The following is a 17,393-nucleotide window of genomic DNA, read 5'->3' as shown; positions in this document are numbered from 1 at the left end:
AACAGACGCAAAAGTAGTAAACTAAAAAATACTGTAATGTTTCATGAAACATTACAGTATTTCTTCCAAATAGTTCGTTCGAAGTAATCGGACTTCTCGACGCAGTTGCTTCAGTTCCTGCTGCATTTCGTGCATACGTCCCATCAACTCGTGGATAACACCGATTCCTTCCGTGTTGACAGACAAATCTTCATGCCACCGGACAAATCGTTCCAAGTCCTGTAATTGCGAACCAAGCAAGTAGCGTTCACCATCGACAACCTGAATATCAATTAGTCCATCTTCTTCCAAAGACACGATAAACAACGGATCCACGTGACTTTTCTGACAGTATTCCCTGACTATAATTAAATCTGTTTCCATAACTCTTCCCTTTAGCTAAGTTTTTGTAATTCTTGGAATAACTCCTTCTGTTTTTCCGTCAAATTTGTCGGAATCTCCACAGAATAAGTCACGATTAGATCACCGAACTTTCCTTCTTCCTTGTAAACGGGAAAACCTTTTCCCTTCAACCTTACTTTCGCCCCGTTCTGGGTTCCGGGTTTTACCTTCAATTTTACTTTACCATTCATTGTATCCACCACCTGTTCTCCTCCTAAAACAGCCGAGTACAGGTTTAAAGGAGCCGTCACGTACAGATCGTTTCCTAAACGCTTGAACACGGGGTCTTCCGCGATCACGAATGTGATATACAAGTCTCCCGCAGGTCCCCCGTTTACACCGGGTCCGCCTTGTCCTTTCAATTTAATCGTTTGCCCGTCAGCCACCCCGGCCGGAACGGTAATACGTATATTTTTACCATTTACAGCCAACACCTGTTTGTGTGTCTGTGCGGCATCATGGAATGACAAATGCAATTCAGCATTGTAGTCCTGTCCTCGGAATGCGGCAGACCTTCCTCCACCCCGACGGGAACCGAATAACGACTCGAAGAAGTCCGAAAACTCGCCATCCCCGCCCATGCCGGAGAACCCGCCTTCCGATGACCAATGAACTCCACTCCCGAAACCTCCACCGCCTTGCTGTTGGTAACGCTGTTTCTGGGCCTCAAACTCGTCGGCATGTTTCCAGTTCTCTCCATATTGGTCATACTTCTTCCGTTTCTCCGGATCACCCAATACCTCGTTCGCCTCGTTAATCTCTTGAAAACGTTGCTTGGCATTCGGGTCGTCCGGATTCAAGTCCGGATGATACTTTCTGGCCAGTTTCTTAAAAGCCTTCTTGATATCATCCTGCGAAGCACTTTTATCAACTCCTAAAATCTTATAGTAATCTATATAGGCCATACTTTTATAATTTATACATTCTATAATATGTCAATACAAACTACGTACCAACCTTTGATATACGTTCTGAACTGACGCATTGTTACGACCGAACTGACAATGTGGCAACAAAAAAAGGGGCTGAATTCAGCCCCTTTAGTATACAATAAAAATATTATCAATGCCGTAAGATATAATTCTCAAAATACAATTTGAACCGATCTTTCAAAAGGTCTTTAATCTTTAGCATCTTGTCCATCTCGATCTTTCTCATCTCAAGTTCGGATTCAACAAAATGACTGATAAACTGATCTGTTCCCAAACTTTCAATCAGTTGAATCTTCGTGTTAATCTCGTCCTCGTAGATTTTTGTCAACTCCTTCACGTCATTCTTTTTCAGCTTCAACACTTTTGTTTGAGCCTTTACCGTACTATCAATTTCACCCTTAATCGTCTGACTCTTTTCCAACAATAATTTACGCAACGTGGCATCATCTCCCAATTGCTCCTTGAAAGCATTCACCCGGCGAGCCATATCTTCCAAACTCATTTTCTCCCCTTTCTTCAGCATTTCCTGTTCTTCCTCCAAGTTTTTCAAATATTGCTCATAAGTCAACTCGGTCTCTTGTGGCGTATATTTGAACGTGATCGGTAAAGTCTTTTCAAAACGTACAGCCTTTCCCCCCGACATAGCCGGTTTCCATTTCGGCATTCCGGAGATCACCCGAAGTGCTTCCGCATCCAAAAGCGGATGGGCAGAACGAACCACTCGCACGTGAGACACGACCCCATCTTTCTCAATCACAAAAGTCACGAACACCCGCCCGTCAATTTGGTTGGCATACGCCTCTTCCGGGTATTGCACGTTTTCCCCTATCCATTGATTCAAATTCCCGTTAAATTCCGGCTGAACTTCGGCAACTACCATAATTGTCGTATCTTCATCCATTAACCGCACGTCCCTGTCCAGTGCCATTACCGGGGTAGCCAGCCACCCCAAACCAAGCATACAACCCATAACAAGCGTTGCCTTAGCCCAATTGTAGTTTTTCTTCATACGATGTTTATTTGTCATTAAGTTACTCTATCCTCTTGCTAAAATAAGGTATAAAGCTACAATTATTATTAGAAATTTGAATATTTAATCTTGCTTTTTTTCTCGTCATTAATTGACATAAACACTGAAAATTTGACATAATATCAGTGACAAAAAGTCCTCAAAATCCATTGGCACATGCTTTGCATTAACTATAATCGAATGCAGGTTCACAAAGAACCTGAATCCAATTAAATGATAATGTTGAATTTAAAGATAGGAGACTAAAATTATGATGCCTGTAAGAAGAACTCAAAATTGGTTACCAAGTATCTTTAATGATTTCTTTGATAACGAGTGGATGACAAGAGCAAACGCAACCGCACCAGCGATCAACGTAATCGAATCCGAAAAAGATTATAAAGTTGAAGTTGCAGCTCCGGGTATGACAAAAGAAGATTTCAACGTTCGCATAGACGAGGATAACAATCTAGTAATCTCCATGGAGAAAAAGAGCGAGAGTAAAGAGGAGCAAAAAGAACATCGCTACTTACGCCGGGAGTTCTCATACTCGAAATTCCAACAAACCATGATCTTACCGGATGACGTGGATAAAGAGAAAATCGCTGCCGGGGTTGAACACGGAGTTCTAACCATCGACTTGCCGAAACTATCTCAGGAAGAGATTAAAAAAGCAGAGAGAACCATTGAAATTAAATAAAGACAGGTAACCAATGAAAGAAGCGATCGAACAATTCGATCGCTTCTTTTTTATTCCCTGTGTTCTAATACCTTAAAATAATCTTACCGTTGTAATGGGAAAGTCAATACTTGCTCTTTGTCTTTCTTCACGTCTGATTTATTAATCTCGATGTTCTCAACCAAGATTGAAGACGGGTATATTAAAGAAGATAGTAATTGACCGTTCAAAATATAATTGCTTACATTTTCCTTGCTGGAAATATTCAACATACGTTTCAGATTTATCAATGTCAATCCACTCACATCACCGAAACGGACTTGAGTTTCCTTACCATCCAAATCTACCCGATAGATACGAGAAGCTTTACCCGCTAAACTCCGCACGATATAAGCATACTTCAAACCTTCTTCTTTAGCAGCTTTAATCAATGCGCTCTTCATCTTTTCCGGTTTCGTTCCTTTCTCCACTTCAATATGAATGGTACCCGGAGCCGTGGAAAACATTCCATTTCTACTGGACAACAAGAAACGAGAACTACCCGTTGATTGAGGAGCGTACAAAGTCGGGGTACACCCATTCAACATGCTTTTGAAAATACCATTTTCAACCAATGTCATCTCTTTGGCAGGCACGATACCCTCTGCATCAATATTATAAGCTCCTAACAAAGAAACTCCATTATACTTATCCAAAGAGCTGTAATTTTTGATAGAAACTCGATTGTCTACAATCTTCATTCCCAAACGAGCATCTAACGTTTTCATCGGTTGAGCCCGGTCGGTATCGGGTTTACGATAAGCGAAGAGAGCTCCTCGTTTCAAGAAGTTACTTATAAAAACAGATGAACAAGCACCATCCTCAAGCAACACCGGACCTGCATAATATTCTGTAATTGCTGGCGCATTCTTCAACTTGATCAAGTTATCGGCAAAAGCCTTAACCCCTTTCTTTAATTCATCCAAAGAAGGCAAATCATCCGGACGAGCAACAAGCACGGAATATGCATCATCAATCCGAACGCCATCTTCTGTCATCACGTAAGCAGAGGCAACCAAGCTTGCATAACGTAACGGTTCTTTCAGCACAACCCCATCCGTGGTAGACTTGTACACTTCCATTTCCTGTCCGGTAATAGCCACGGATGAATCATAAATATCCTTATAGTCCTTGAAAATAGCAGATAATTCTTCTACAATATTCTCTAATTTTGCTCTATCAATCGTGTAAGCATTTTTCGGTTCCTCGATCCGGGTAACGGCATCCACCTTCTGTTGATCCTTCACGGCAGTTTCTTCGGCAGTCTTCGGGTTCGCCTTCAAATAAGCGTCCTTCATCGCTCCTGCCTGCAAAGACCATTTATACATGGCATCTGATCCTAACCAGAAATTTCTCCGGATTACATCATAATCAGCCTGTTCCGGCATTCCGGCCTGAACAGAAGCACATACATAATTAATATCATTATTATGATCGTAATCTCCCAAAAACATCTGCACCCCACCAACGGCACTCCAAGGGGACTCGTAAAAATTAGTAACACCACCTAACGCACCCACAACCTCAAACTGATGTGTACGTCCCAAAGTATAAGACAAGTAATATGGTTTCTGCATACCCGGCAACATCAATTGCTCCTTACTACGTTGCATCTCATCCTGCATAGCCTTAAAGATCACCTGATCCTGCTCATTCTGTGCGGATAATGATCCTGCCAACAGGAAAAACAATATAATCGATAATATATATTTCATTTTTATTCTAAATTTAAAATTTACGACCGAAGAACTCCAAGCCTCAATGATTTCGATCTATTCATTTTCAGTTTTCAATTCTCCATTTCATTTGTTCTGCGGAGCCGGTAAGATCGGGGGTAAATCTCTTGACTTCTGTCTACGTTGAGTCTCGATCTTATTTACCAGAATCATTGGGGAACTAGCCGTTACAGGCACCCAACCGGATTCCGCACCACACTCTCCCGTGAACACGCTGGGAGCATCACCTCCACATACAATATTAGAGAACATGGATAACGGGGTTCCAATCAAATCCACCCCACGAACCAACTGGTCCGGACGTCCGTCTACATAGATTCGGTACACTTCCAAGGGAGTCACGTTAAATGAATTCAAACTACCACCTTCCCCGGTCAACGTGAAACCACTGGTTACTTCTTTAAAATAGTACCCGTATTCTTTTCCTTGTTTTTTAGCCTCTTCAATCAACATGGAACGCAATTCAGCCTCCGTGTGAGGTGCTGTTGTCTCCACCACCAAATTAGATTGACGGGATACAGGATCACCACCTCCGGCAGTACGTCCATGCCCATTACTATGCGGGAATCCATCCAACGGCACGCGGCTCATCAAGAACTCTCTCAAAATACCGTCTTTCACGACATCAACCCGGCGAGCTTTCACTCCCTGATCATCATACAAATAAAAACCATTCAACTCTTCCCCGGCATAACTACGCAAAGTCGGATCGCAATACACTTGAAAGTCTGCAGGCAAAACCAACTCGCCTACTTTCTTCTTAAAAGTTTCACCACCACCTTTCAAACGGTGACCTTCAATACGATGACCGAAAATCTCGTGGAAGAACACCCCACTAGCCGGACCGGACAAAATAGCGGGTCCCGTGTAAGGATCAACAACCGGAGCATCACGCAACACGGTCAATCTTTTTACCATATCCTTAGCGTCAGCAATCATCCGGTCATTAGACGGAAGGTCCTTCGGATCGTATGCAAAGTATGACATATTCAACGGTAACTCCATACCGTCTTCTGCCTTCATGGAAGCACTAATCATGATTCGTGCATATGTTCTATTCTGCACAACTTCAGTTCCTTCCGTATTTACAAAATAATTCCGAAGCACTCGGAACGTCAAACTAACATCACCCGATTGTAATAACGGATATGCTTTAAATACCGCAGAAACTTCATTCAAACGTTTTTCCCAAGCAGCTTGGTCAACCGTCAACTTCTCAGCAGGAAGAGGTGCCTCGTAATATTTCTCCACCGGAGCCGCAGAGAATGAAGGAGCTTTATCCTCATCAGCAACACTCACCTGACTTTGAGTTTTCGCTCTCTGGTAAGCCTCCACGGCAAAATCATAACGTTTCATTACTTCAGCCCAGATTGCCTGACGAGTTGCATCAGCACCTTTTTCATCATCCAATCCCAAATAAGCCACCCGTACATTACCACGTTGATCTGCCGGGGCACCCATTGCATTATATTTAAAATTATCTAAAATAGTATCTCCCACCCGAATTTGTGGAACCATTGAACGAGAATGTTGTTCCACGGACATCATCGTGGCCCCGAAAGAACTCGAAATATTCACCGTCCGATCATCCATCACCCTAAAGTTCATGTGATAGGGAGGATTCTCCTGTTTCTGCAGCTCTTGCATATCAGCTGCCAACTCCTGTTTCAATAGTTGCAACAACTTATCCTGTTCCTGCGCATACGTTGTATGCACCGATAACAGCGAGAAGATACAACTAACAATAATCAATCCTAATTTTTTCATCTCTAATTGTTTTAATCATTTAATTTTTTGATCTCTGAAGATCACGCACTATTTCCATCAACAAAATTATAGTTCTCATTTTGTTATTCAAAATGAATCTACATTAATTCTTTGTTAATTCTTCCCTTTTCAGCTGTTAACTTTGTTAATTTAGTTTCTAAAAAACGGCTCTAAAAAAAACTCTCACAAACCAAAATATATCCACAACTCTCAAACAATATAAAAAATCATAAGGATTCATTTGTTCATTTTTACAAATCAACAAATGAATCCTTAAAACATCCTATTCTTCCGAACGTTGATATAATATTAAAACTCTATCTTCTTTTTCTTCTAAACAATAATATAACACAACCAACCACAAGTAATAGTGGAACAATCCACATTATAACTATTTTTATGGTAGAGACTCCATCTTGAGAAACCACAACTTGATCATCAGGGGGATTTACTCGATTAGCATCAACAGGAAATTCTTCGTAAGACATATTACGGAATGTTTCCGTTATCAAGGTAAAATTCGAACTTCTAAAACCGGCCCTATTCTGCGAAAGCTCCAACGTACTAATACAATCAGCATCTCCAATCACAAAAATACGCTGCTCCTTATTCTTCACTAAACGAGTTAGATACAACATGATTGAATTAGAACGTTCCACCTCTCCAGCATCTGGGTTTAACACAGACTTTTCATTAATAAAATCAGTCGTTTCCTTCTCGATCCAAGATCCTTTACTTGCACTAGCCAAGACTTCTGTTATTTTAAATCCTTTCGTCGTATCAACAATTTCGATTGCGCAAGCTGAAGGAGTTATGATAGAATAACCTCGACGAAAATACTTGATATAGTTTTCTGAAACGATAGCAGCACCTTCTTTTATATCCGCAGCAATAATATCATCCAAATGAATCTCTGAAGGAGACACTATAATACCATCCGCAAAACGTAATCCTAATTTTTCAACAACTGGATTCATAAATTTCTGACGCTTAGGTTCTCCTAATATAAATAAATTTCCTCCTCGTGCCAAATAAGTATCAAAATTACGAGATTCCTCCTCCGTTAGATCACTTCTCATATCTGCTAGTACCACAATATCAATATCCTCTGGCACTGGTTGCCCTAATGATATTTCACGTATCCCGAATCCACTATTTATTAATGAATAACGGAATGTCTTATTCGACGCAAAAGCCCCGTACCCTTTTTCGCCCAAATCCATGCCACTTCTCTCTTTATGCCCGGTAACAAAACCAACCACGGGAGCTTCCTGAAGTAAAGTCTTCAACGCTGTAGAGATCTGTGCTTCATAAGGATAAACACTATTATCTTGATAAATACGCAAAATTGCCTTTTTCCCATTCGCAGCAGTAATCACCCGGGTAAACCGACCATTTTCTCCAGAAATATCATCTTTCTTTAATACCTCATCCAAAGGTAGAAAACGTTTAGGATTGTATCCAGAATACCTACATTTATCCTCCACGATCTGTTCTAGGGTCATCGTATCATAAGCAGCCTTCGCATAGGGCATATACCCTTTAGCGTAATAATAAACATATTCAAGTTTTGTTTCTGGTTTGAATCGCAAATATTGCTCAAATTGAGCTATATCATCAATTCTATTTCTTGGAGCACCTCGATCATAGGTCTCATCCAAATAGTTCACGTAAGTGGTAATCGTCAAGTCTCCTTTCAATTGTTCAAGAATCTGCTGGCTTTCCTCGGTTAACGTGTTCATCTTAGTTGCCGTTGAATCATAATAAATACTGAACTTCGGTAAAGACGAGATGTATCCTAAGGCCAACGCTATCAACAGCACGAAACTGTATTTCAACGAAGTTTTCCACTTGGCTAATCGCAATCTTTCTCCTTGTAACTTAATTACAGAAAGTCCTAAGAACATGAAAATCACCAAAACGAAATACAACGTATCCTTGGAACTGATCATCCCGTCAATAAATACTTTCGAGCGCCCAGATATAGCCAACCAGTAGGTGATATCCCGTACAAAATCATATTCTTGCCCGACACCACCAATGAAATTCAATATGGCAAGAATAGCAAGTGTCCCCACTACAGCAACAACCTGATATTTCGTGATTGTCGACATAAACAACCCGATAGCTCCATATGCCAAAACCGTCAAGAAAACACCCAACACTCCGGTTAACATCAACGGGACATCCGGAGCCTGCACAGAAATACACGTACTGATAACCGGCCCCATCAAAATCACACACAACAGCAAAGCATAAACTACGACGGCTAAGAATTTACCCAAAATAATCTGCAAATTCGACACCGGTGACGAATACAATAATTTTATAGATCCACTGCTCAATTCACGACTCATCAGCCCCATCGTGAACAACGGAATATAGAGATATAAATTCTCCAACAAATTGGAAAGAATTCCCGTGTATCCACTAAACAAAGAGGAAGTCACCGCAAACATCCGATAACCCAATTCTTGATTTTTAAGTTGTAAAGCGAGAGTATCACTGTAAGCCATACCTACCTGAAAACTAAAAACTATCAAGATAAGCCATGCAATAGGAGAGAAAAACAGAACTCGAAGCTCTGATTTTGTAATCCGTATAATCGTTCTCATTCTTATAATCTTTTAAAATAACGTATTATTATATTAACACCCGTCACGCATCCTTTCCGGACAATTTGGCAAACACCTTATCCAAGGACTCCTTCTCCAAAGAAATCTCCCGTAAATGCCATTGATTCGAAACCGCCTGTTCTACCACCCGTCTAATAATCGAATCATCCCCCTTAAAATGTAAACGGATACGGGTATTCGTCAACCGCTCCACCCGCACGACGCCCTCTATCTTCATCAACTCTTCCGAAGAGGGAGCGTTGTGCATAATCGTAAGTAAAGCGCTAGGAGACATATATGTGTTAAAAGCATTAATCGTACCTTCAAACACTTTCTGTCCATGTTCAATCATCATAATATAGTCACAAACGGCTTGCACCTCGGGTAATATATGAGTTGAAATCAAAACAGCCCGATCCTCTGCGATTTCTTGGATCAAACGTCTAACCTCCATAATTTGATTCGGATCAAGCCCATTGGTCGGTTCATCAAGAATCACAAACAAAGGGTTATGAATAATCGCCTGCGCAATCCCTACACGTTGTTGGTATCCCCCGGAAAGATTTCGAATCTGTCGTTTGCTAAAATGTGTTATTCCACACTTTGCTTTAGCCCTCTCCATCGCCTCAGGAATCTCCTTTTTAGGCATCAACCGGATATCCGCACAATGATATAAATATTCGTCTACCGTCATCTCCGTGTGAAGAGGAGCTTTTTGAGGTAAAAAACCGATAAACTTCTTCGCCTCAATCGGACGCTCCCTTAAATTTATACCATTAATAAAAACATCCCCCTCCGTTTGTGTTAACACGTTGCAGATAATATTCATTGTTGTGGATTTACCCGCTCCATTAGAACCCAATAACCCAAACACGCCATTCTCCTTTATCGCAAAATTGATATCTCGAATAGCCCAATCTACACTATATTTATGAGATAGATGTTTAACCTCCACTATTTTATTTAACATACATTCAAATTTTAATGTGAAAACATACCTTCTATAGCTCTACTTACGTTGTCTCCTATATATAATAGAAATACCCGAAATAGCGAGAGAAAGAGGGAAGAGTACCATAAAAAATAATTTAATCCAAAATCTCCAGCCGGGAGACAGATCAATATGATTATCTATTGCCGCAATGCGTTCCGTATCTATCGGGAATACATCATCTGAAAGCCAACGGAATGAACCAGAAATAATCTCAATATTATTCACCTCCATCCCTGGACGTGACAATCCAAATTCTTCATTCGTGATAAAATCACTATCACCAGAAATCACGATACGTTGTTCCTTATCACCAACTTTACGTCTCAAATATATCAATGTTGCATAAACACCTTCCTTCTCTCCGGCTTCAGCATTGCAAATGAAATCACCATCTACAAGATCTTTCGTTTCATATTCGACCCAAGCCTTATCACCCGTTTCCAACACGGGATAAACCTCAAAATCCTTCACATCCGAATAATCCAATGCCAAAGATGAAGGCACCGATACACCATATCCAAAATCACGCATACGGGCAAATGTTGAATGTTTCTCAACAGCCTCCTCCGTGTAAGTCGTTCTCAAAACAACAGGAGAACCTAACTCGTTCGGACAAGCCAATACTCCATCCGAGAAACGAACTCCTAAAGAAGCCGTCAATTCATTCATGTTTTCACTTCTTCCATACTCCCCTAAAATCACCATATCCCCTCCTCTTGCCATAAAATCCTTCACGTTAGCCAGTGCTTTTTCCGATAAAGGTTCTCGCAAATCTGAAATAACAAGCACTGAAATATCATCTGAAACCTTCTCGTGATCCAAATCAATCTCTCGCGTGTCAAAACCTTGATTTAACAATGAATAACGGAACCATAAATCTTTCGCAAATAAATAGAAACCACGTCCTCCATAATTATTAATACTCCGTGAACCGTATCCCGTAGAAAAGGCTACCATCGGAGCTTTAGCCACGAAACGTTTCAACATAGCCGTAATTTCAGTCTCTCGCGGATGACGCTGGTTATCATTAAACAACCGCAAAAACGCTTTTTTACCATCTTTTTGTTCTGCAATACGAACAAACTGATAGCCTTCGCCACTTAAATCAACAACCTTATCAATCTCCTCCGGAGATTTAAACATTTTAAAATTCAAATCACTAATCTTACAAAGAGCCTTAGCACGCTCTTCATCAGTCATATTCGGATATTGTGCATCAAGATCTGGATTACTTGCATGATGGTAATAATATACATATTTCATCTTGATATCCGGTTTGAAACGCACATAACGTTCAAAACGTTCAAAATCCCAATTCCGGTTAAAAGGTAATCCAGCGAAATAATCTGGAGCTAAAATATTCACATATGTTGTAATGGTGAGTGGTTGAGTTAATTTCTCCATCACCTCTTGGCTCTCCGGAGACAACGTGTTACTCTTCGTGTAAGTCCCGTCATAATACAACTTTGCCTCTGGCAAAGAAGTCAAATAACCCAACAACAACGCCGTTACGATAATCGTACTATATTTTAGAATTTTCGTACGCAAAGACATGATCTTCTTCTCCGTGTTTAATTTCAGTACAGAGAGCGAAAGAAACAATCCGATTACAATCAAAAAATACATCACATCCGCACTAGGCAGTAATCCCTCAATAAAAGAAATCGAACGTCCATAAATTGACAACCAAAAAGTAATATCTCGGACGAAATCAATTCCTTGACCAACATCTCCGATAAAATTCAATACAGCTAAAACCGCCAGCGTACCCACTGCCGCTACCACTTGATAGGCCGTAAGTGTCGACATAAACAACCCGATCGCTGAATAAGCCAAAATCAAAAGATAGATTCCCAACATTCCGACCAAAAGCATGGAAATCTGGAAATTTTCAATTGTCAACCAAGAGAAAAGCACGTTCAACCCGATAATACTCATCAAAGCTGCACCATAACACATCATGGCTAAATACTTTCCAAATATAATTGAAGAGTTCTTCACCGGAGAGGAATATAACAACTTGATCGAACCCGATTGATACTCACGGCTCATCAACCCCATTGTGATCAACGGGATATATAAATAAAGGTTACGTAAAATCGGTTTTAAAATACCCGTCATCCAACTATTATAAATCGCAGACGACACATTCCATAATCCGCTACCCAGAGATTGAGCTCTCAACTGACTATCAAAAACATTTGCATAATCATACCCTATCAACAAGGCAAAAATAATCAACACCAACCAAGCTACAGGAGAATAGAACATAGAACTCAGTTCTATTTTAGCCACTCTAAACGTCTGTCTTATATTACTATTTAATTTCATATTCACGCTATTTTACTTTTCCGGATAATTGTGCAAAAATCTGATCCAAACTACACCTTTCAACCACAAGCTCTTTCAAATTCCAATCATTCATTACGCTCGCTTCAACATATTTCTCCGTAACCGTATTATCCTCGTTAAAAAATATTCTAAAACGGTTTTCCGACAACGCCTCCACTCCCTTGTTTGGAGCCAACCGGACAAGCACCTCCTTTCCCGGAGAATTATTCAACTCAATAATAAAACTATCAGGAGCGATATAATTATCAAAATCTTCCATAGACCCAGAAAACACTAAATGACCATTATCAATCATTTTTATATCATTACATATCGCTTGCACTTCAGACAATATATGGGTAGACAATAACACGGAGTGTTCTTCCGCAATCTCTCGAATCAGGTTACGAATATCCACAATTTGATTCGGATCCAGTCCATTTGTTGGCTCATCCAGCACCACAAAACTTGGATTATGAACAATGGCCTGTGCAATCCCCACCCGCTGTTGATATCCTCCAGAAAGATTCTTGATCAAACGATTACGAAAATGCGCAATCGAACAACGTTCCAAAGCGATATCAACAGCCTTATTCACTTCTGACTTATCCATCAAACGCAAAAAAGCTGCATTCTGCAAATACTCCTCCACTGTCAAATCCGTATACAGAGGAGGCTGCTGAGGCAAAAAACCAATATACTTTTTAGCCTCTACAGGATTTTCTCGTAAATTAATGCCATTAATAAAAACTTCCCCTTCTGTCTGATTCAAAACTCCACAAATAATATTCATTGTAGTTGACTTGCCGGCTCCATTAGATCCCAGTAAGCCCATCACCCCCTTCTTAGTGATATCAAAACTAATATCTTTTATCGCCCATTGCACACTATAGCGATGAGACAGATTTTTTACTGATACAATCGAACTTCCCATATTTACTCTTTATTAGGGATTTCTTGCAGGCACATACGACCTGCAAGAAAAGTATCCCATCCTAATTTATCCCTGATTAATAATTCCAATGATCTAATTGCTTATATTGGATATCCACTATCCGACCCACTCTCTGGTCTGCCGGATAGGCTCCTTTCGGGTAAAGCACTTTTTTCTCCTCTGCCACATTTTTGGCTTCACGAATAAACAATATGTAGAATTCCCCATTCTCAAGCCCCACAGCCATATGTTTGTTGTACATTGATTCAGCATTAATTGCTGTCACCTTTGCCCCAAAACTCTTATACAAGACTACCGAATTCTTCGGGTTTTTAAGATCTAGGAAGTAGACATTATTGCCCGCCCCAAAGAACGCATACTCCGGCTTATCCAACGGCACAGTCACTGTTGACGGCACCTCTGGCAACCCTTTTATCTCGTGTAATAACACCTCTTGTAGCACCGGACGAGCAGAAGATCCCTTCAAACGAATCAATTCCAAAAATACCTTATCAGTACTTTCCTCTCTCAACAATAGATAAATTCCATATTGATTTGTCCAATCTTCAAGCGCCCCATATCCAAACATCCCCATCTTAATCAACTCGTAACCTTCCATATTATCTAGTGGAACAATCACATCCTCCTCTGTGTTCTCAATCCCCCGGGCTGGCAATGCTACAAATCTGCCGGCTCCAGCAATATCATCCCAATAATCGCTATTCACCGTGTAAAGCATCCGCTTGTTCTTTCCATCATACACTACGGCATATCCCGTACGATTTGCCCGATAAAATCCACGGGCCACCCGACATTGCTCCAACGTCTCTCCTTCAAAAGAAAGCGGGGTCTGCAAGAAATACTCGGAATTGTATACAGTCGCTACTGCCCGAAAACGGGAGTACAACTGTCCCTTCTGATCGGCCAGTACATCCACCCGGTCCATGAACGTACCGGGATAAATAATTGCTCCCGCTGGGTAGACGCCCCCATCAAACGATTCCACCATGTCAATCTGTTTCTCGAATGATTCTCCACTTAAATCCACAGCACCACTCTCTTGGAACACGCAAACATTACCGATTATCGTCTCATAATCTACCTGCGCCCGAAAATGCTCCTGTAGTGCAATAGGACCTGTTCCCAATTTTCCATCATTTGCCATGACGTAAACATCGTCATAGAACTTCACTTTTTTAAACTCTTCAGCATCACTATCATACTCCAAATTCGAAAAGTAAGACAAGCGTGATTCGCCTTCCACATCCGACAAAATCATCCACGAATAATTATTCTCAAAAATCCCCACCACGTCAAGTGATGCACGATTCATGTACGTGATGCCATATTTGGTATCCGTCACCTCCAATACCACCTTACCGTCTTTAAAAATAGTGTCCACCGCCCAATTAAAATCACGTTGATTCCACTCCGGTCGCGTATTCCCGTTCACGTACCAGTTATACGTGTAGCGGTCTGACTCCTCCGGAAGTTCAAGATTGAAATCGGGCGTAATACTCAATGATTCCCCAAAAGTCACCGAATAAGTTGGTTTTTCGAAAGTAATTTCCAATTCATTGATGTTTTTGTAATCATAATTTCCCTTATCTTCATAGCAACCGGACATCACAGCTACCACAAACAATAAAAAAGTTATATATATCTTCTTCATACCATCTTTCCATTTACAAATTAATACATCGGGATCTCCATCGGGTCTCCATTTTCTTCTTTGATATTATTGGCGAGGATGTACGCTTTCGTTTTCAATGCAATTTTTCGTTTTTCGGTATCACTAAGGCCCTCAAATGTCGAGAATCCCTCATTAGCAGCAATTATGGTCTCCAACTTCTTGAAAGAATACTTGCCAAGATATGCATCCGTAACTTCTTGTGTCCACCACAACGGTATTACTTCTTGATCGTTAAATCGAATCTTCACGTCCGAATATCCCGTGTAACCCAAACCAAAATTCTCGTTTGCCACTAACCGCAACGTTAGGTACACTTGTTTATCTTTCAACGACGGAGCTTTTTTCAACGTTACAGGCAACACATCCGAAGCCATCCCCTTATGAAACATCAGTTTTTCCGGAAGCGAATACTGATCCCCAGTAGCAGTTGTCAACGAGTCCACCACGCTCACCCGGTATTCCGTGTCCTCCTCCAACAATGCACCGATCAACTTGATCTGAAACTCGTGCGTCAACTCTGTCTCTCCCACGTAATGTGAAAAAGAGTACCCCACAGTATCGATCCGTTCCCGAGCAGTGGCCGACGTTTGTTTCCAACGTTCAAAAAATAACGAACGATTCGCATGATATGTTTCTATCTCCTGCTTGTCGCAACTCACTAAACTCAATGCCGCAAGCAGCCCCAGCAACAAAGTATACATTATATCTTTATTTTTCATAATTTCTGCTACAATAATTAATGAATATTTTCACTATCTGGCGTGGGAACTACAAATGAATCTAGATTCATATCCTTAATCAGCTTTTCTCCATATTTCTTGTAATAAAAGAAAGTTTGTCCCTCGGCGAAGAACTCCCGGCGAACCTCTCCCAACAAACGAGCCTTGAACGTTTCCATATCCGTGATACCCAAATCCACGGAACCGTCACAATTCCGTCCTACACGTACCTTAGTGATAAACTCGGCAGCTTTTGCCCATTGACCGATAGAAGCGTAATACTCTGCCAACACAAAGTGCATCTCACTCATACGAATCATAGGAACCATATCCTCAATTTTCGCAAGTACCTCCGCATCACCTGTTTTAGAAGGTACATTCTTCAATGGCATATAGTCTCCTTGATCATCATAAATCATCACCAATCGATAGTCCCCGGCATCAGCAAAATCATCATTCCAAATTTCATCATATTTACTGATCGTCAAACAAGCATTACTAGAAGAAGTTGCAAACTCCGTGTAATCCGTCATCAGTGTCGGGTAAGACAAGCAAAAAATTAAGTCTTCGGAAAATTTGAAATCCGGATTCCAACGGGCGTCAATACTCACATACTCCAAAGCCGGTCTTTTCTCCTCGGGATACACTAGGAAATCCACAACCTTTTGTGCATTTGCCGCAGCAAGAGAATGTTTGTCTCCACCCCAATAGCTATAAAAACGTGCCATCAATCCGGTCACAGCCAAAGCATTAATTCGATAACCGCGATAATAATAGAACGGCAACATCTCCACGGTAGAACCATCATTTCCGGACACGGCAGTTGAAAAATCCCCTTTAAAACGATTATAGCCACTTAACATCGCTCTGTGTGCCAAATCCAACGTGTCATACGCCATAATCATCTCTTGTGCTGCTTTCAAATCCACCTCAATAGCCTCCATAGTCTCCTCCACCGTCAAGGGTGTCTGCCCTCCATAATACGGAAACTCTTTAACATAAGGAATATACAATCCTGAGGGATTAGAACTTGGCGCAGGTGCGAACATCCGTAACAAGTCAAAGTGCAACCAAGCACGAGCAGCCAGTGCCTCCCCTTTGATCATCAATCGCTCGGGCTCTCCCGTGCGAAAATCCTCTCCCGTCAACTTATCAATATTGCTAATGATGTTATTACAATTGGCAATCGCAGTATAAGCCGTACTCCATACTCCATCAATTGCCTCCTTTATATCATCGTTTGCATCGTAAGCAAACGTTCCAGCTTGATAATAATAATGGTAATTTTTGATATTATAAAAATTCTCACCCTGCAAACACCATACCCGTCCCATAGCATCCAACATACCAAACGATAATTCCTTTCCATACAATTTAGTACTGGCCATCTGCTCATACACACCATTCAAAGCATTTTGAAACCCAGTAGCCTCCTTGAAAAGGTCTGCCTCTTCAATAGAATTTTCGGGAGTTACATCCAACCAATCGGTACATGAAGAAAAAAGCATTCCCCACATAACCAGTATAAATAATATCTTTTTATTCATAACAAATCTAATTTTAG

At 40.9% G+C, this 17,393-nt stretch carries 13 protein-coding genes; 1 reads left to right on the top strand and 12 read right to left on the bottom strand.

All coding sequences use genetic code 11. The annotated features are described in order from the left end of the window. Positions 1–51: 51 nt before the first annotated feature. The 3 genes from QVC79_RS05190 to QVC79_RS05180 form a co-directional block, all read right to left on the bottom strand. Positions 52–363, bottom strand: a complete 312-nt coding sequence (locus tag QVC79_RS05190; RefSeq protein ID WP_087419485.1) for a chaperone modulator CbpM — start codon at positions 361–363, stop codon at positions 52–54. Positions 364–374: 11 nt separating this feature from the next. Beyond that, the gene (locus QVC79_RS05185; RefSeq protein WP_124316280.1) at positions 375–1,286 is read right to left on the bottom strand and encodes a DnaJ C-terminal domain-containing protein; all 912 of its coding nucleotides are present in this window, start codon (positions 1,284–1,286) and stop codon (positions 375–377) included. Between the two features lie 157 nt (positions 1,287–1,443). Continuing rightward, positions 1,444–2,322 carry an energy transducer TonB gene (locus tag QVC79_RS05180; protein ID WP_270594436.1) on the bottom strand — a complete coding sequence of 293 codons (879 nt, stop codon included), beginning with the start codon at positions 2,320–2,322 and terminating at the stop codon, positions 1,444–1,446. Between the two features lie 271 nt (positions 2,323–2,593). Between QVC79_RS05180 and QVC79_RS05175 the strand changes: the two genes are divergently transcribed. Then, positions 2,594–3,022 (top strand): Hsp20/alpha crystallin family protein, encoded by a 429-nt coding sequence (locus tag QVC79_RS05175; protein ID WP_151412066.1) that lies wholly within the window; start codon positions 2,594–2,596, stop codon positions 3,020–3,022. A gap of 83 nt (positions 3,023–3,105) precedes the next feature. Here QVC79_RS05175 and QVC79_RS05170 read toward each other — a convergent pair whose 3' ends face one another. The 9 genes from QVC79_RS05170 to QVC79_RS05130 form a co-directional block, all read right to left on the bottom strand. Continuing rightward, the gene (locus tag QVC79_RS05170; protein WP_270594438.1) at positions 3,106–4,755 is read right to left on the bottom strand and encodes a metallopeptidase TldD-related protein; all 1,650 of its coding nucleotides are present in this window, start codon (positions 4,753–4,755) and stop codon (positions 3,106–3,108) included. 87 nt (positions 4,756–4,842) lie between these two features. After that, a complete protein-coding gene (locus QVC79_RS05165; protein WP_270594440.1) occupies positions 4,843–6,543 on the bottom strand; it encodes a TldD/PmbA family protein in 1,701 nt (566 codons plus the stop codon). Between the two features lie 317 nt (positions 6,544–6,860). After that, positions 6,861–9,158 carry a Gldg family protein gene (locus QVC79_RS05160; RefSeq protein ID WP_270594442.1) on the bottom strand — a complete coding sequence of 766 codons (2,298 nt, stop codon included), beginning with the start codon at positions 9,156–9,158 and terminating at the stop codon, positions 6,861–6,863. Positions 9,159–9,201: 43 nt separating this feature from the next. Further along, positions 9,202–10,128, bottom strand: a complete 927-nt coding sequence (locus tag QVC79_RS05155) for an ABC transporter ATP-binding protein (RefSeq protein ID WP_270594444.1) — start codon at positions 10,126–10,128, stop codon at positions 9,202–9,204. Between the two features lie 39 nt (positions 10,129–10,167). After that, complete coding sequence (locus QVC79_RS05150; RefSeq protein ID WP_270594447.1) at positions 10,168–12,483, bottom strand: ABC transporter permease subunit; 2,316 nt, start codon at positions 12,481–12,483, stop codon at positions 10,168–10,170. A 7-nt stretch (positions 12,484–12,490) separates the two neighbouring features. Beyond that, positions 12,491–13,417, bottom strand: a complete 927-nt coding sequence (locus QVC79_RS05145; protein ID WP_124316218.1) for an ABC transporter ATP-binding protein — start codon at positions 13,415–13,417, stop codon at positions 12,491–12,493. A 76-nt stretch (positions 13,418–13,493) separates the two neighbouring features. Next, positions 13,494–15,089 (bottom strand): PKD-like family lipoprotein, encoded by a 1,596-nt coding sequence (locus tag QVC79_RS05140; protein ID WP_270594451.1) that lies wholly within the window; start codon positions 15,087–15,089, stop codon positions 13,494–13,496. Between the two features lie 20 nt (positions 15,090–15,109). Further along, on the bottom strand, positions 15,110–15,829 hold the full coding sequence (locus QVC79_RS05135) for a DUF4843 domain-containing protein (protein ID WP_124316216.1): 720 nt from the start codon (positions 15,827–15,829) through the stop codon (positions 15,110–15,112). Between the two features lie 17 nt (positions 15,830–15,846). Continuing rightward, positions 15,847–17,376: a RagB/SusD family nutrient uptake outer membrane protein gene (locus QVC79_RS05130; protein WP_164719579.1), complete on the bottom strand. Its 1,530-nt coding sequence runs from the start codon at positions 17,374–17,376 to the stop codon at positions 15,847–15,849. Positions 17,377–17,393 lie beyond the last annotated feature (17 nt).

It is taken from the genome of Butyricimonas sp. (assembly GCF_019423355.1).
GTDB lineage: Bacteria > Bacteroidota > Bacteroidia > Bacteroidales > Marinifilaceae > Butyricimonas > Butyricimonas faecihominis.
The sequence above is the reverse complement of the archived record's forward strand: the minus strand, read 5'-3'. Positions and strand labels throughout refer to the sequence as shown.

What these genes read in the sequence shown, in the direction of transcription:
- QVC79_RS05145 (WP_124316218.1), bottom strand. Translation starts at nt 13,417, where the DNA reads ATGGGAAGTTCGATTGTATCAGTAAAAAATCTGTCTCATCGCTATAGT.
- QVC79_RS05165 (WP_270594440.1), bottom strand. Translation starts at nt 6,543, where the DNA reads ATGAAAAAATTAGGATTGATTATTGTTAGTTGTATCTTCTCGCTGTTA.
- QVC79_RS05140 (WP_270594451.1), bottom strand. Translation starts at nt 15,089, where the DNA reads ATGAAGAAGATATATATAACTTTTTTATTGTTTGTGGTAGCTGTGATG.
- QVC79_RS05175 (WP_151412066.1), top strand. Translation starts at nt 2,594, where the DNA reads ATGATGCCTGTAAGAAGAACTCAAAATTGGTTACCAAGTATCTTTAAT.
- QVC79_RS05130 (WP_164719579.1), bottom strand. Translation starts at nt 17,376, where the DNA reads ATGAATAAAAAGATATTATTTATACTGGTTATGTGGGGAATGCTTTTT.
- QVC79_RS05160 (WP_270594442.1), bottom strand. Translation starts at nt 9,158, where the DNA reads ATGAGAACGATTATACGGATTACAAAATCAGAGCTTCGAGTTCTGTTT.
- QVC79_RS05150 (WP_270594447.1), bottom strand. Translation starts at nt 12,483, where the DNA reads ATGAAATTAAATAGTAATATAAGACAGACGTTTAGAGTGGCTAAAATA.
- QVC79_RS05185 (WP_124316280.1), bottom strand. Translation starts at nt 1,286, where the DNA reads ATGGCCTATATAGATTACTATAAGATTTTAGGAGTTGATAAAAGTGCT.
- QVC79_RS05190 (WP_087419485.1), bottom strand. Translation starts at nt 363, where the DNA reads ATGGAAACAGATTTAATTATAGTCAGGGAATACTGTCAGAAAAGTCAC.
- QVC79_RS05155 (WP_270594444.1), bottom strand. Translation starts at nt 10,128, where the DNA reads ATGTTAAATAAAATAGTGGAGGTTAAACATCTATCTCATAAATATAGT.
- QVC79_RS05180 (WP_270594436.1), bottom strand. Translation starts at nt 2,322, where the DNA reads ATGAAGAAAAACTACAATTGGGCTAAGGCAACGCTTGTTATGGGTTGT.
- QVC79_RS05170 (WP_270594438.1), bottom strand. Translation starts at nt 4,755, where the DNA reads ATGAAATATATATTATCGATTATATTGTTTTTCCTGTTGGCAGGATCA.
- QVC79_RS05135 (WP_124316216.1), bottom strand. Translation starts at nt 15,829, where the DNA reads ATGAAAAATAAAGATATAATGTATACTTTGTTGCTGGGGCTGCTTGCG.